This window comes from Streptomyces tauricus, from assembly GCF_014650955.1.
GTDB lineage: Bacteria > Actinomycetota > Actinomycetes > Streptomycetales > Streptomycetaceae > Streptomyces > Streptomyces tauricus.
Genome location: NZ_BMVY01000018.1, coordinates 103,960 through 118,192, shown reverse-complemented (window position 1 = coordinate 118,192; position 14,233 = coordinate 103,960). Strand labels below are relative to the sequence as shown.

At 67.1% G+C, this 14,233-nt stretch carries 13 protein-coding genes and 6 pseudogenes; 9 read left to right on the top strand and 10 right to left on the bottom strand.

From position 1 onward, the window contains the following. Positions 1-99: 99 nt before the first annotated feature. On the bottom strand, positions 100-888 hold the full coding sequence (locus IE278_RS25385) for a GntR family transcriptional regulator (RefSeq protein ID WP_213089741.1): 789 nt from the start codon (positions 886-888) through the stop codon (positions 100-102). Positions 889-1,315: 427 nt separating this feature from the next. On the opposite strand from IE278_RS25385, the gene IE278_RS25380 reads away from it, so the two are divergent. Then, positions 1,316-3,391, top strand: coding sequence for a glycoside hydrolase family 36 protein (locus tag IE278_RS25380; protein ID WP_189775557.1), 2,076 nt, complete (start codon positions 1,316-1,318; stop codon positions 3,389-3,391). Positions 3,392-4,019: 628 nt separating this feature from the next. Here the strand turns inward: IE278_RS25380 and IE278_RS25375 are convergent. Both IE278_RS25375 and IE278_RS43415 read right to left on the bottom strand, forming a co-directional pair. Beyond that, positions 4,020-4,499 (bottom strand): hypothetical protein, encoded by a 480-nt coding sequence (locus IE278_RS25375; RefSeq protein WP_189775556.1) that lies wholly within the window; start codon positions 4,497-4,499, stop codon positions 4,020-4,022. 80 nt (positions 4,500-4,579) lie between these two features. Continuing rightward, positions 4,580-4,799: pseudogene (locus IE278_RS43415) on the bottom strand (ATP-binding protein); the annotation flags it as partial. 762 nt (positions 4,800-5,561) lie between these two features. On the opposite strand from IE278_RS43415, the gene IE278_RS25370 reads away from it, so the two are divergent. Both IE278_RS25370 and IE278_RS25365 read left to right on the top strand, forming a co-directional pair. Beyond that, positions 5,562-5,714 carry a hypothetical protein gene (locus tag IE278_RS25370; protein WP_189775555.1) on the top strand — a complete coding sequence of 51 codons (153 nt, stop codon included), beginning with the start codon at positions 5,562-5,564 and terminating at the stop codon, positions 5,712-5,714. Positions 5,715-5,884: 170 nt separating this feature from the next. Beyond that, positions 5,885-6,211 (top strand): hypothetical protein, encoded by a 327-nt coding sequence (locus tag IE278_RS25365; protein WP_189775554.1) that lies wholly within the window; start codon positions 5,885-5,887, stop codon positions 6,209-6,211. A gap of 80 nt (positions 6,212-6,291) precedes the next feature. Here the strand turns inward: IE278_RS25365 and IE278_RS25360 are convergent, their stop codons facing one another. Next, entirely contained in the window at positions 6,292-6,507 is a 216-nt protein-coding gene (locus IE278_RS25360) for a hypothetical protein (RefSeq protein ID WP_189775553.1), read from the bottom strand. Between the two features lie 52 nt (positions 6,508-6,559). Between IE278_RS25360 and IE278_RS25355 the strand changes: the two genes are divergently transcribed. Further along, complete coding sequence (locus tag IE278_RS25355) at positions 6,560-6,841, top strand: transposase (RefSeq protein ID WP_189775552.1); 282 nt, start codon at positions 6,560-6,562, stop codon at positions 6,839-6,841. 110 nt (positions 6,842-6,951) lie between these two features. On the opposite strand, the gene IE278_RS25350 is transcribed toward IE278_RS25355, so the two are convergent. After that, positions 6,952-7,119 (bottom strand): hypothetical protein, encoded by a 168-nt coding sequence (locus tag IE278_RS25350; protein WP_189775551.1) that lies wholly within the window; start codon positions 7,117-7,119, stop codon positions 6,952-6,954. A gap of 469 nt (positions 7,120-7,588) precedes the next feature. On the opposite strand from IE278_RS25350, the gene IE278_RS25345 reads away from it, so the two are divergent. After that, positions 7,589-7,909, top strand: a complete 321-nt coding sequence (locus tag IE278_RS25345) for a peptidase inhibitor family I36 protein (RefSeq protein WP_189775605.1) — start codon at positions 7,589-7,591, stop codon at positions 7,907-7,909. A 131-nt stretch (positions 7,910-8,040) separates the two neighbouring features. Here IE278_RS25345 and IE278_RS43410 read toward each other — a convergent pair. Together IE278_RS43410 and IE278_RS25340 are read right to left on the bottom strand one after the other, a co-directional pair. Beyond that, a pseudogene (locus tag IE278_RS43410) lies at positions 8,041-8,692 on the bottom strand (IS701 family transposase); the annotation flags it as partial. Then, positions 8,692-8,985 (bottom strand): annotated as a pseudogene (locus IE278_RS25340) (transposase); the annotation flags it as partial. The pseudogenes IE278_RS43410 and IE278_RS25340, both read right to left, overlap by 1 nt. On the opposite strand from IE278_RS25340, the gene IE278_RS41970 reads away from it, so the two are divergent. The 3 genes and pseudogenes from IE278_RS41970 to IE278_RS25330 form a co-directional block, all read left to right on the top strand. Further along, on the top strand, positions 8,870-9,376 hold the full coding sequence (locus IE278_RS41970) for a DUF6193 family natural product biosynthesis protein (protein WP_308434937.1): 507 nt from the start codon (positions 8,870-8,872) through the stop codon (positions 9,374-9,376). The pseudogene IE278_RS25340 and the gene IE278_RS41970 sit on opposite strands and share 116 nt — an antisense overlap. A gap of 240 nt (positions 9,377-9,616) precedes the next feature. Continuing rightward, positions 9,617-10,105 carry an NUDIX hydrolase gene (locus tag IE278_RS25335; protein WP_189775550.1) on the top strand — a complete coding sequence of 163 codons (489 nt, stop codon included), beginning with the start codon at positions 9,617-9,619 and terminating at the stop codon, positions 10,103-10,105. Positions 10,106-10,164: 59 nt separating this feature from the next. After that, a pseudogene (locus IE278_RS25330) lies at positions 10,165-10,416 on the top strand (IS5/IS1182 family transposase); the annotation flags it as partial. Between the two features lie 1,216 nt (positions 10,417-11,632). On the opposite strand, the gene IE278_RS25325 reads toward IE278_RS25330, so the two are convergent. Next, complete coding sequence (locus tag IE278_RS25325) at positions 11,633-12,079, bottom strand: hypothetical protein (protein WP_246570615.1); 447 nt, start codon at positions 12,077-12,079, stop codon at positions 11,633-11,635. Between the two features lie 199 nt (positions 12,080-12,278). Next, positions 12,279-12,617 (bottom strand): annotated as a pseudogene (locus tag IE278_RS42415) (hypothetical protein); the annotation flags it as partial. On the opposite strand from IE278_RS42415, the pseudogene IE278_RS25320 reads away from it, so the two are divergent. Then, positions 12,571-12,833, top strand: a pseudogene (locus tag IE278_RS25320) (transposase); the annotation flags it as partial. The pseudogenes IE278_RS42415 and IE278_RS25320 sit on opposite strands and share 47 nt — an antisense overlap. Before the next feature lie 304 nt (positions 12,834-13,137). On the opposite strand, the gene IE278_RS25315 reads toward IE278_RS25320, so the two are convergent. Beyond that, positions 13,138-14,154 carry an ArsR family transcriptional regulator gene (locus IE278_RS25315; RefSeq protein WP_189775549.1) on the bottom strand — a complete coding sequence of 339 codons (1,017 nt, stop codon included), beginning with the start codon at positions 14,152-14,154 and terminating at the stop codon, positions 13,138-13,140. Between the last annotated feature and the right edge of the window lie 79 nt (positions 14,155-14,233).

Sequence of the window (14,233 nt, the reverse complement as noted above, 5' to 3'; positions counted from 1 at the left end):
CTTATTTAGGGTCGTCAACAGTCTTATTCTGGTATGCATCTGGTATTCCATGGCCCGCGGTCGATCCCCGGCGATCCTTCAAGACCGGCTGGTGACCGTTCAAGCCTGGTTGGTGATGGAGGCCCGGAACCGGTAGCGGTCCCCCCGGTAGACCTGGACCGTCAGTTCGATCGGGCGTGATTCCTGGTTCGACGTCAGCTGGGTCGCGACCAGCATCGGCATGGTCTCCTCGATCTCGAACAGCTCGATCTCCCGTGGCGTCGGGTGGCGGGCCTCGACCGAGTAGTCGGCGATGCGGGGCAGCTGCGGCGGGTCGGCGGCGCGCAGGGTGGCGTAGAGCGAGGCCGTGTTGAAGTCGGTTTCGGCCAGGGCCGGGCAGGCCGCCAACGGGAGCCGGTTGTGCTCGAGCACGACCAGCAGACCGTCCAGGAAACGCAGTCGGTGAAGGTCGAAGAGGTCGGCGCCCGGAGCGATCCGGAGTTGCTCGGCCTCATACACCGTGGCCGGGCGGACGGCGGCGGAGAGCACCTTGCCGGCCGTCGTCAAGCCGTTGGCCTGGGCGTAATCGGCGAACCCCTGGACCTGCGGGCCCGCCGAGGCGGACGCCGCGGGCGCCTCGGGGAGCAGACCGAGCTCGGCGACGAACCACCCGCGCGACGACGACGGCCTCACGATGCCCCGCGACTCCAATTGCGCCAGGGCCGCCCGCAGCGTCACACGCGACACGGCGTACCGGTCGACCAGAGCCCGCTCGGAGGGCAGCCGGTCACCGGGGCGGGCGGCAGCGGCGCGCAGGTCGTCGAGCAACTGCGTCGCTGTGCGCTCGTACAGCGGGAGGACGTCGTCCCCGAACAGGCCTCTGGGCATCGGCGTTCTCGCATCCGTCATACCAGAAACATACCAATCCGACCGACGGCGCGACCCCTCGTCCGAGCGGCCCACCCGTTGACATGCCACTCGAATACCACTTACGTTCTGGATGCAGGCCACCCGGCGATGGGCATCGCCCCTGGTCGACCTTCCGTTTCGCCGCGCTCCGGGCACTCTCCGGTAGTGGAGGCAGCGTTGTCGCAGCTCACCGAGGATGGCCGCGCACTGCCGCCGGAGGCGACCTCGCCTCGTGATGCCCGTGCGGACGACCTGCTCTCCCCCGACCTCATCCGACCCACCGCGGAACCGGTAGCAGACCAGGCATCGAGCAGCCCTGCGGACGGTCGCTTCGCCACGAGCACGATGCTCGGCTCTGACGATCCATACCCGACGGACAAAAGGCGGCTGCCCCAGGCGGGCACGCACGACCGAAAGAGAGTTCGACATGACGGACATGAACCGGCGAAGCGTACTGAAGGTGGCGCTGGGGGGTGCCGGCCTGGCCGCCTTCCCCGCCGTGGCCGTGGGCGCCTCACCTGCGACCGCCGCACCGGACTCGGATCCTGACCTCGTCGGCGTCGGCGACACCTCCATCACCCTGGAGTTCGATGACCAACTGCGCAGCCGAGTGGCGCTGCAGGGCGTCGACCTCACTCGCTTCGACGCCGGCGAAGCCCTGCTGGTGGGCGACAAGACCATCGATGTGTTCGCCTACCGCGGACATCGCACCCGCACCATCCGGCACACCCGCCACGGCGCGGGCGTCCGCGTGACGATCGAGGGCACGTCCAAGGAAGGCGTACACAAGACGCTCGAACTGATCTCCTTCGAGCGTCTGGCCGGCATGATCGTGATGAAGGTGACCTACACCAACAGGTCCTCCACCGTGCTGAAGGTCACCGGGTGGCGCAACGCAGCCCACGAACTCCTGGAGACCCCCGGCGGCTTCTACACCTTCTCCGGCACCACGTACACGGACCGCCGCGACTGGGTGACGCCGGTGAAGGACGGCTTCGTTCAGGAGAACTCGCTGGGGATGGACTCCTCCGACTACGGCGGCGGCACCCCGATGGCGACCGTCTGGCGCCGGGGCGCGGGCCTTTCCGTCGGACACGTCGAGCCCGTGGCGACGATCATGCGCATGCCGGTCCGCAAAACGCCCGCCGGAGCGAGCATCGCCATCCAGGACGACACCGCCCGCGTCCTGAAGCCGGGCCGTCGGCTCAGCACCAGCACCACGTTCCTGACCGCCCTCCCGGGTGACCACTTCGTTCCGCTCCAGCGGTACCGCGACTACATGGGCGACATCGGCCAGCGCGCCCCCAAGGCTCCCGCCTCAGCCTTCGAGCCCATCTGGTGCGCCTGGGGCTATGAGCGCAACTTCACCACCGAGCAGATCACCGCGGCGCTGCCGAAGGCACACGAGGTCGGCCTGCGCTGGGCCGCGCTCGACGACGGCTGGCAGACCAACGAGGGCGACTGGGACATCGACACGGCGAAGTTCCCGCGCGGTGAGGCGGACATGCGGGCCTTCACCAAGGAGATACGGGACGCCGGCCTGCGACCGCGTCTATGGTGGGCCCCGCTTGCCGCGGACCCCGACAGCAACCTGATCCGGGACCGCTCCGACATGCTGTTGCTGGACCGCGACGGCAACAAGCAGGACGTCACCTGGTGGGACGCCTACACGCTCTGCCCGGCCTACCAGCCGACTGTGGACTACTTCGTCGAGCAGGCGAAGAGGTTCATCGGCGACTGGGGGTACGAAGGGCTCAAGATCGACGGCCAGCACCTCAACAGCGTCGCGCCCTGCTACAACCCCGAGCACCGGCACGCCCGCCCCGAGGAATCCACCGAGGGCGTGGCCCGGTTCTGGAAGGCGATCCACGAAGCCGCGCACGCGGCGAACCCCGACGCCCTCGTCGAGCTCTGCCCCTGCGGCACCGCCTTCGCCTTCCACAACCTGCCCTACGTCGACCAGTACCCCGGCTCGGACCCGGAGTCCTCCTACCAGGTCCGGAGCAAGGGCAAGTCGATGAAGGCGCTGATGGGCGCGGGCAGCAGCTACGCCGGCGACCATGTCGAACTGAGCGACAACGGCGACGACTTCGCGTCCTCCTACGGGGTCGGAGCCGTCCTGTCGACCAAGTTCACCCTTCCCGGAACCGGAGCCCCGGACAAGGCGACCGACCTCACCCCGGAGAAGGAGGTCCTGTGGCGCAAGTGGGTGTCGCTGTACGAGAAGAACATGCTGCCCACCGGCGAGTACCGCGGTGAACTGTACGACATCGGTTTCGACAAGCCCGAGGCACATGTCGTGACCAAGAAGCGGACCCTCCACTACGCCTTCTACGCCGACCAGTGGGACGGGACGGTCGAGCTGCGCGGTCTGGGCCGCACCCGGTACCGCCTGACTGACCCGTTCACCGGCAAGTCACTCGGAACTGCCACTGCTCAGCACAACAGGGTGGAGTTGTCCTTCGAGCGGTTCCAGCTCGTCGTGGCTGAGCCCATCGGCTGACCGACCGGGCACCACTCTTTGACAAGAAGTCGTTGCATCCTGTTGTTCCATGCCTGGCGTGACCCGACACCATGACGCCAAGGCCGCATTCAGGAATGACCCAACAGGATGAGCCGACCTCTCAGACGGTCTCGTTGTGCCCGGGAGTGACGGAATATCCCTCCGGCTCCCCCGGTGCGCCACACTGCCGTTCCACAGGACTCAGGAACGTTCGATGTCTTTGGTCGGTGCGGGACTCCGGTCGGGCTCACCAGTGCCGCGCCGACGTCCACCACCCGGGCCGCCTCGATGTCGACCAGGACGGTGCCGTGACGCCAGCCCTTCCGGAAGGCGAACTCTTCGGCTCCCAGCACCCGAGGCGCCTGTTCGGGCGCCACCGCACCTGCTCGACGAATGTCCTCGGACGGCATGGGGCCCGGTCGCAGAAGAACCGGAACACGCTGAGCCAGATCGCCAACGTCCGCCCCATACAGGGCGTTCAGCTGCCTGCCGCACATACCGGGAGTGCACGCGACGTCCAGGCCAGCCGCAGTCGCACGACTACCTGGGGATTCACGGAATCGCGGCCAGAACCGCGTTACTCCCCCGGGGGTAAGTTCACGTAATTCCCCAGGTCCTGGCCGGAGGGCTAGGCTGCGCCGGGCAGCCCCAGGGCGGCCAGGAGGGCTGAGGAGAGTTCTTCCGCGAACAGAGCCGACCCGGTGAGCGTATGCCGGATGGCTTCTTCGTCGGGCGTCAGTCCGGCAGCGGCCGACCAGGCGAGAGCTCCGGCCACGGCGGGTCCGACGGGGAAGTGCTCCAGAGGTATCTCGTAGCTCTCCGCCATCTCCCGGTTGAGCAGGCCCTCCCAGCTGTTGCCGTCCGGCGTGAGGGCCTCGATGAAGCCCACATCGCTGTCGTGGAAGGACACCATGACGGCCGGTGCCCCCGTTCCCTGGACGAGGTTCGCAAGGCTGCGCCGTCCGGCGTCGCCGAAGTTGGTGACCCGCCAGCCCTCCGCCAACGCCTCCGTGTCGTCGATGTCTGTGAACCCGGCTGCCCGCATGAGCTGGTGCAGCTCCCCCGTGGACGTGGACCGGGTCGTCAATGATCCGCCTGACTTTCCCATGGTCCGCAAAGTAGCGGATGCCTCTGACAAGCCAACTCATGCCTCTGAGAGGTCGGCATGGGAAGCCGGGACGGCGGACCCTAGTGCGCCTTGTCGGCCGTATTCCTGGGCCGCTTGTTCGGACAGTAGCCGGGCCGTCCATGTTCATCTGACGGGTGGTGCTGATGAGCCGGTCCAGGAGGGATTCGGCGACGACGGGGTTGGGGAAGAGGGATACCAGTCGCTGGGCACCCTGTTGGTGGTAATGATCAGCGAGCGTCCCTGCCGCTCGGAGACGAGTTCGTAGAGGTCGTCGGCCCGGTCTGTCTGACCTGCATGGACACCGTCCGGTCCACCTACGCCATCTGCATCTCCCGCCGCCGGCTCTCTGCACGCCACCACATGACGGTGAATCAACCCGATGGCCGCCGCCGGCTACCGCGACCCGCGAGCTGGCCGCCGCGCTCGGCGGGAGCATCATGGTCCCGCTGGTGGTCGCAGCCCCACTTCTGCTGGCCGCTCTGGTGCCCGCCGTGATCTGGGGGAACTCATTCCTCTGGGGCAGTTTCTGGGGCCTGTTGGCGCTCACGGTGGCCGCAGCGATCGTGCTCGCCATGACCATGATGTACGTCACGGTCTCCCTGACGGTGCGGTGGGTCGAGCTCCGCCCCCTGGGAACTCCGGCCCAGGTCGTGATCGCCCGCTTTCTGCGTTCCTCGACCATGGCGATGGCTGATCTGCAGCGAGCCGTCGTCATCGAGCGACTCAGTCCGGGACAGCGACGGTCGATCAAGGTGGTGTTGCATACCCCCAGCGAGACGGTGGAGTGCGAACCGGCGACGTCCGCACCGCTCTCTCGGGCCGACGCACAGGCGCTGACCGACTGGTTGACCGAGCAACTCGGCCAGGTTCAGGTTGCGGTGGAGCGTCAGACGGAGGTCAAGCAGGACTTCCTGTGTCCGGACGAGTGGTGGACCCGGTCCCACACCGCGGAGCTGTGGAGGGGTACCCGTCGGCGAGGTCGACGGCATAGCGGCCCAACGCGACGTCGAAATGTATCGGTGCACGCCCCGGGCAAACGCGATGTACAGCCCTGGCACTTCGGTCACCGTCTACGACCCGGGCCGGGCCTACGACGTCGCCGAAGAACTCCGCGCGGAACGAGCCGCCGGCCAGGCCGCCGACAGCACGGCGACCCCCGGCCCAGCCGAGGACGACGCAACGAACTCCCGCTGACTCGATCGGGCCGGGCATCCTTTGGCGCGCGCATGTAGTGACCGGATTTCGACGCTTGACGTTTCAACTTCCGCGCCCCTAGCGTGCCAGCGTCCCCTGACGGAATGGAGTGTTCCATGCGCCTCAAGGCCCTTGCCCTGGCGGCCATACCCGCAGCTTTCCTCGGTGTAATGAGCGCCGCGCCGACCGCTTCGGCCTGGTCCCCCGGCAACTGCCCGCAGGGTTCGTTCTGCACCTGGGCCGATTACTGGTACGAGGAGACCGACCAGACGCCGTCGCTGGAGACCGGGACCGAGTGGTCGGGCAGTTCCGCCGCGAGCATCTTCTACAACAACACATCCCGCGACATCACGATGACGTACGTGCGCATCGCGGACGGAGAGGGCGCGCGGGAATTCACGTCCTGCGCCGCCGCGCACTCGGGTAGTTACTTCACCTCACCCATGTACGTCACGGACGTGTCCTGGCGCGAGGACGACGGCACTCCCTGCTGGTGACCGTCCGAGGCCGTCGCGCCGGGACCATACACGACCGCAGGACGCGGCCGGCAGGTACCAGCGCGCAGTGGGCACGGCGATCACGCCTCCGTCTTTGAACCATGGACACCCTCGGCCCGCACGACCTGCAGACGGCCACCGTCCTGCTTTCGGCTCCCTGCACGCTCAGGCCGGGTTCGGCGCTGGGGCTGTGCGGGCAGGGCGGCCAGGTGCGGGTACTCCGGCCGCGGGTCGCTCAGCGCGGCGTGCGCGAGCTGGGCGTGCTGGGCGTGCTGGAGGCGGACGTAGGCCCTCACCCGTGGGAGAGGACTGGTGTTGCGGCCGACGCGGTGCGGTACGAGGTGGTGCATGACGCTGCCGGACCAGCAGGTCATCAACGGGATGGTCTACAAGATCCGGACCGGGATCTCCTGGCGTGACCTTCCGGAACGCCACGGCCCATGGCAGACCGTCTACACCCGCTTCCGCTACGCGCTGGACGGCGTGTTCACGAGGGCTCTCCAGCAGATCCAGGCCCATGCGGACGCGGCCGGCGACATCGACTGGCTCGTCCAGATCGGCTCCACCAGCGTCCGCGCCCACCAGCACGCCGGCGCCACCGGCCGAAAAGGGGGATCAACGGGCCCGTGACCGGCGCGATGCAATCACGAGAAACGTGCTGATCTCCGCCTCGGCCTGCCGCGACTCGCCGACTGCATCGTCGCTCGCGACGGCTCTGAACGAACGTCGTTCTGCACTGATCAGTCAGCTGAGGGGAGCTTGCGGTACCTGGTGCGGCCCGCGGCGAGCGCTTTGGTCAGCATCGCCTGAAGCCGTTGCTGCTCGGCGTCGCCGAGCACCGACAGCGGGGAGCGGCCTGCGACGAGGGCGAGCAGCTGGGTGCGCACATCGACGCCCCGCTTGGTCATGGCTGAAAAAACTTGGCCGCTCGGGAGTCCGTGCCGGTCGCAACCGCTCATGGGGATAAGCGACTTGATCGCTGCGTAGGACAACGCCGGTGAGACCGTCCGCGGGAGCGCTGAACAATCAGCTGACGGAGGCGGCCATGTTCAAGATCTGGGCCGGGGTCGACATCGGCAAGGAACAGCACCACTGCGTGGCCCTCGACGACCGAGGCGAACACCTGCTGTCGCGCCGGTCGGCAACGACGAGCCGGGCGGGAGCCACTGCCGGGTTTGCGGAGGCTGCGCTCGTGACATCTGTCAGGGGCGCAACATCTCTGACGCGATCTACCGTTCGATGCGTCGGCTCGAGGCGACCTCTCAGCCGCCAAGGCCGCTGGAGTCGAAGCCCGTTCACAAGTCACATCTCGGGGAGATCACCATGCTCAAGTGAAGTTCCGCAGCCCTTGCCGTCTCTGCCGCCGTCCTCGGTGTCATCACCATCGCGCCGAACGCGTCCGCCGAGCCCAGCCCTCCGGACTGCCCCACAGGAAACGTCTGCGCCTGGTCGTCCGACGGCTACCACGGTCCTACGATTCTGAAGACAGAGGGCAACTGGTCCGGGTCACTGCGGGTGGGCTTCATCATGAACAACGGCTTTCCCAGCCCCGGATCTGATCACATCCAGGCCACCTGGGTCTTCGAGGGCCGTACCTGGGACAGGTGTCTGCACTTCAACCCGAGGCCCGTCGATTACAAGCTCTCCTTTCCGACGGGAGTGGAGCTGAAGAGTCTCGTCTGGCGTGGCGAATGTTAGAAACCGTTGCAACGCTATGACGAAGGGTCCAGCAGACGGGCAGCAGAGATTTCGCCGGAAGGACGCGACAAGGTTCTGGAGATGCTCGTCCAGGACCGTTACCGGTAGTTCGTTAAATCCGGCAGTGGAAATCAAGACCGTGTCCGGCGGCAACCGAGTCGATCAGGGCCTGGAGCTCGGAGGGTGGGTCCTTGTCCGTCCAGGCTTACCACCACCGGTTGAGGGTGATGGCGGGGGTGAGCCAGGAGCGGACGGCCCGTAAGGCCCCGGGCCAGCAGGGCTGTTGGGGCTGGTGGGGTGCGGTTGAGCCCCCTCTCCGGCCCGTCGTCAGGGCGCGGGTCGGGCGCGGCGGCGTCCAGGGGTCCGGCCTGTGCGAACCACCGGTCCCAGCAGAAGGAGAAGGCGCAGTTGACGGGGGTTTGGTGACGGCGGATGGCACGGGCGGAGCGGACTTGGAAATCGGCCCAGCCGAGTTCGTCCTTGATCTGCTTGTAACTCCGCTCGATCCAGGGCCGCAGCCCGTAGAGCCGCATAATTTCAGCGAAACCGGCCGGCGGGTGCGGGCCGGTGGCGGCGTGCGGAGCGTCGGGGTGGGGCAGGTTGGTGGCCAGGAACCAGGTGCCTTCTCGGCAGCACGCCCGGATCAGTGGTGGCCACCACCAGGCGGCACGGAGAGTCGGGGCCGTAGCCGGCCAGGCGGGCATCAACAGCCCACCAGGTTTCGATGTGTCCGTCGCGGAAGTGGCGCTCCACCGGCGTCCAGTCCCCCGGATGTTCCGGGTCGGTCCCGGCCAGGTGTCCGGTTTGTCGAAGCGGAACTCCTTGCCGTGCTTCGGTGGCCGCCCTCCCTGGGGGTAGGCCAGGGTGTACTCCAGTTGCGTAGGTCTCGGACGGCGCATGACCCGGTCCGAGCGCATCCGTCCGAGCACCTCGATGGGCAGGCCGGTAGGGAGGTAGGCCATGCGCGGGGCGTCGTGGCCGGCGTCGAGCACGATCAGGATGTCCGGGTCGCCGTCCTCCCTCTGGCCCTGGCCGGTCAAGTCGTTCACGACGCGGCGGACCTGCCGGGCGGTGACCCAGCATCACCAGCGCTTTGTGCAGCCTGTCCACGTCGATGCGACCGTGGTTGAGCGCGTCGTACAACGCGCCGAACTCCTCGAAGCGGCCTACGCGGAGCCGCACCTGTGGCAGTTGTTCCCCTGGACGGGGAGGGGCGAGCTGCACTTCAGTCGCTGCACGGCAGTCCCGTGGAGCTGGGACGTTCCCTATATCCAGCCCGCGGCCGAAGGTACCTACTGGCTCTCCGGCCTTCTCCGCACTGAGACTGTGGGCCCGGCTGCCACAGCGCAGGAGGCCATCGCCACGGTGGTCGGACGCCTTCCAGCACGCTGTGGCCCGGTATTCACCGGAACTCCGGAAGGACTCAATGCTCACGAAGCCACAACGCGGAAGTCACCATCGGATTGAGGTCAAAAGACAAGCTCAGCTTGAGTTTTGACCTCTGCCGGGCGCACAAAGGTCTGGCGCGGTGTGGGGCACAGCAGGCCATGAGCTCTGCTCGCAGGCTCAGTCAATCGCGAACGGAGGTTTCCTCACACCGGCGGTGAGAGCTTCCGCAAAACCAGTGTTCCGAGACTCGCTCAGGACGTCGCGGCGTTCATTCGTCATGACGGACTTGCCCGGCGATGGACGGGGAATCCTAGGGAGATGCCTCACCCCAGAGTCTCCCCGCTCGCAGTCGATGATCGCGGCAACGCCTTGGTCTCCTTCACACGCGGGGCCGAAGGCGCGCCACCACGCGACGCGCCGCTACCGGCGGCATTGGTCGCTATCTGGCACGCCGACCGGGTCCTCATGGTCTTCGATCGATTCCGCCAGGGCTGGGAGCTGCCCGGAGGGCGTGTGGAGAAAGGGGAATCCCCTCGCCAGGCGGCCACACGCGAGTTACTGGAGGAAAGCAGCCAAGAGCCCGACGGACCGTTACGGTTCATCGGCTACGCGGGCTTCGTACTCGCGCCCGACCGGCGAGCTGAGTACGCGGCGTTGTTCGCAGGCCGTACCACCGATATTCGAAAGTTCCAGGCCAACGAGGAGATAGAGGCCATCCGCTGGTGGAACCTCCGGGAAATCATCCCGGGGCGTGTTCAACGCCTGGACTCCTATCTCGCCCAGCTCACGCGCGAGTTCGGGCTCTAGTACTGCAACGGTGCTTGCCGTGATCGTTGGCCAGTTCGGTGGTTGATGTGGTCATGGTCATGACCATCGCCGACGGAGGCCGCCAAAGGACCGGACTCGTCATTCCGCACCGTCGACGCGAGGGCGAGGAACCCCCGGCTTGGAAAGAGGAAGACAACCGCTCCCACAAGCAGGTCGGGGCCCGCGTCGAGCGCACCTTCGCCCGCATGAAGAGCGGGAAGGTCCCACGCGACTGCTGGCTCACGGGGGACGGCGTCCACCACGCCATCCTAGGAATCGCCCGACTGCACAACCTCACCCTCGCCGGATAGACGAACCGAAAGGACGTCAACCGGCGCCCCCTCGCCCAACTCGAAGATCGTTACGGGAGCGGCCATGATCCGCGCTGCTTCGGGTCTGGCGGTCCAGGAACCCGATCAGCCGTGTCTCCGAACGTGCAAGCCTCTCCCGTTGTTCGCCAGGAAGCGAAGCAAGGACATCGACCAGAACTCGCTTTCGCGGAACATGCGCCATGTTGCCGGAGTAGATCCGGCAGCTGGAACACCAGGCGAGTCCGATGCACCGCTCGAACATGGAGGACTCTGGCGGATGGAGTCGGTACTGGTACGAGCAGACGGGCGTTCCGCAGCGGCACAGAGCCGACGGTCCCCGTCGGAGACCGTGTCCCAGGTCCCGACCTTGCACCAGTGCTGCCGTCCGGCCGGTGCTCTTCAAGTCGTCATGCCCAGCATTCTCTGCCACAGTGAGTCGCCCAGCACAGCCGTCCCAGCGAAAGCAGGCCGCAGCAGACGAAAGCCGGGGCCACTTCAAGCCGGAGCAATCGGAGCCCCAGCCCCGAACTGTGGCCAGATCGGGCCGGAAAAGCGGCGCCAGTTCCGACCGCGTCAGATCGAAAGCCTGGTCGATGGAGCCCCGGGTGGCGCGCTTTGCCTCCCTGAGCCGCGCCAGCTCGCAGGCGATGCCTGGCCGGGAGGCGGTGAACGCCGCGGGCAACCGCTCCAGTGCGTCCGCGGTGTCCCACTGTTCGGGCACCATGTACGACCAATCGTCTCCGTGACGGACGACGACGGGCTCGGTGATGCCGGCCCCGTGCTGTCCTCCATATCCAGATGGAGTCGGGAGCAGGCCAGGTACAGGGCGGTCAGTTGCGAGTCGTGGAAATCATACGATCACCTCGACTCCCCCACCCGACGGGCGACAAGGCGGAGGGCTCGCCGCGGAGATGACGGCGAACAGTACGGAGACCGCGCTGGCGAGCAGTGCGCAGGGCCGTGTCGGCAGGACCTCATATGTCTTCTCCTCACGGTCAGGCTTCGAACGCGACAAGAGGAGGAGCCACGTCCGCTGTGTGCCGCGGATGCCCGCCCCGCCCCGTACTCGGGTGGGAAATGAGGAAACCCAGTCGGTGATGCGGCCGCTGCAAGGTTAGGGCTGTCCCGCAAAGATCTTGGCTCCGAGCTGAGCTGAAGCGCGACAGGTGTCACGAAGGCGAGCTTGTTGTCACCGAGGTCGGCGGTCCCTCTCCCGTTACGGAGAGTCTTGACCGCTGAACCCGGAGTCGTGTCCCCCGGCAGGCCGATGTGGTTGGCGTTCCGGAAGCCGTGTGATCGCGGCGCTCACTGCCAACCCGAGCGTGATCCCGACAGCCGAGCCCACGCTGTGCGCCCAGGCATCGTTGAGGGAGCCGGGCAGAACAGCTCCTGTGAGCCGGCTGGCAGCCAATAGGACTGTTACCGCTGCCAGTGAGGCCGTCCAGCGGTACCGCACCCCGTCGATGATGTCGCCATAAAAGAGGAGCAGCAGCGCCATGCCGAACTCGGCGTCCCAGCCGATCGCGATGAGCCCCGCCCCCAAGGCAAGCGCGAACAGCCAGAGCGCCACCAATTGCCGGGCGAATGTGGGCGGCTGCCGTGGTGCACCACGCGGGGGCCGGAAGAACCGTGTGATGTGCTGGACGATCGCGTACTTCTGCATGACTCGCGTCCCGATCCCCCGGGGTAGCCGACTTCTGCCGGCACTCAGTAGTAGGACGCACAGGAGCAGGACGCGGTTGTGGTGAAGTGACGCCGCATGTCGTCTCGGGAAGCCAGAGGCTGTCGATCTTCACTTCTGGTGACAGAAGGGTTGCCGAATGAGCACGTGTGGCAAGGCAAGCCGCGTGCCTTGCTTGTGACAACCAGGCGAAGGGGCGGCCGTCGGCGTAGTCCCCCGGGGGCCGGTCTTCCAGTGGACCCCGTCGGGGTGTTCTATGAAACAAGGCGGCGCCGAAGTCGACGAAGGGCAGTTCGGGAAGGCCGAGCACCGGGGTGATCCACTGGTTGGCTTCGTCCATCCACGTGGTGGCCCAGCACAGCTCGTAGCCGAGCTGGAGCAGGTGTCGCGCGTGTTCCGGGTTGAGCCAGACCCGCAGGGGTCGCCGCCGGGCCGAGAGTCCGCGGTGGTCGTCTCGAGTTCCGCTGTCCTGGGCCATCGGCAACACCACGACGATCGCCGATGGTGGCTGCCCTGGCACCGGCCTGGTGACGCCCCACCGGCGCCGCAAAGGCGAGGAACTCCCCGGCTGGAAGCAGGAACACAACAAGTTACACAAAGGGGCCCGTGCCGCATCGAGGATGTCTTCGCCCGTATGAAGTCCTGGAAGATACTGCGCGACTGCCGCCTCAGAGGTGACGGCGTGCACCACGCCATGAGCGGCATCGCCCGCCTGCACAACCTCGCCCTCGCCGGATGGACGATCGGGCCGAACGACGGTCGATGTCGTCCACGCCTCATCGAAGATCAGTTACGGGACAGCACTTCAGTAACAGTGCAGATCAAGCCGTCTCCGGCTCAAAGACCCCCGATGTCGGTGTCGGCTGGAGAGCAAAGACCAGCAGCGCCCACTGGCCAGCGCTTACGTGTGAGCACCTTTCGATTCAGGTTCTGAGGCTAGGTGTTGTCCACGCTGGCGAGAGGCCCTGGAGGGTGACCGGGTCGGGTACGCGTGGCGGTCCGGGGCGGCGCTTGATCTCCAACGTGCGATCCCGGCGGCTTCAAGTCTGGGCAATGCGAGGTTGCCGTGCGTTGCGGTCAGGGTCCGCGACGCCGGCGAGGAGGGCGGCGCCCAGCGGGGTGAGGACGTGCAGGACTGTGTTGGCGTGGCGGTGGCTGCTGATCAGTCCGGCGTTGCGGAGCGCGGTGGTGTGGTGGGTCGCGGTTCCGGTGGAGACGCCGGCGTGCCGGGCGGCTTCGGTGGTGGTGGCTCCGGTGGCAGTGGCGTGCAAGATGGTGGCGCGGGTTCGGCCGAGAAGGGCGTGCAGGGGCTGTCCCTTGGCGGTCGGGGCTGGCTGGGGTGCGTGGTGGAGTGGGTACATGATCACGGGTGGGAGGTCGGGGTCGGCCAAGGTGATGGGGTCCTTCCAGCAGAAGTAGGAGGGGATGAGGAGCAGTCCTCTGCCGTTGAGGTGAATGTCCCGGTGATGTGGATAGGTGGCGATCTCCAGTACCGGGTGGTGCCAGCGGAGGGTGGGCGCGAGGTTGCCGAGCAGGGCTTCGGTGCCGAGGTTGAGCAGTGCCTGGGCGTGGCGGATCCGTTCGGCTTGCAGGCGTTCGGCGATGTGGTCTGCGTGGGGGGCGATCACGGTGCGGTGGTAGGCGCGCAGCGCCTGGACGAGCTGGCGGCGCATGTCCCCCTCGGTGAGCCTGGACACCCAGTCCGGCGACGGGATCGTCCGGGCGAGTCTTCTCGTCTCCTGGGCCACCCGCTGGGGAGGGGCTGCGAGCACGGCGTCCAGGCCCGCCTCCAACCCTTCGGCGCCCTCGGCCGGAGTGAGGAAATCGGGAAAGTAGCTGGCGCGGGGGAAGAGCGGCAGAAGGAGTTGGTGCACCATCGGGCCGAGGCCGGCCTCCCGCAGTTGCCCGCACGCAGTCCGGTACCAGTGTGCGTAGGCCCAGCGTCCCTTACGGGTCTGGAATCGGTGCAGACTGACGGCGATCTCCCACAGCGGATGCGGTGCGGCCGCCACCCGGGTCCTGGCCAGGTCCTGCGCCGTGAAGTGGAAGCGCAGCATCCCTCCTCCTCGGCTCTGCTGCCTGCGACTCTTCACCTGGTTCAAACGAGGGTGACAGCACCGGCGCGGGCCCGGAAGC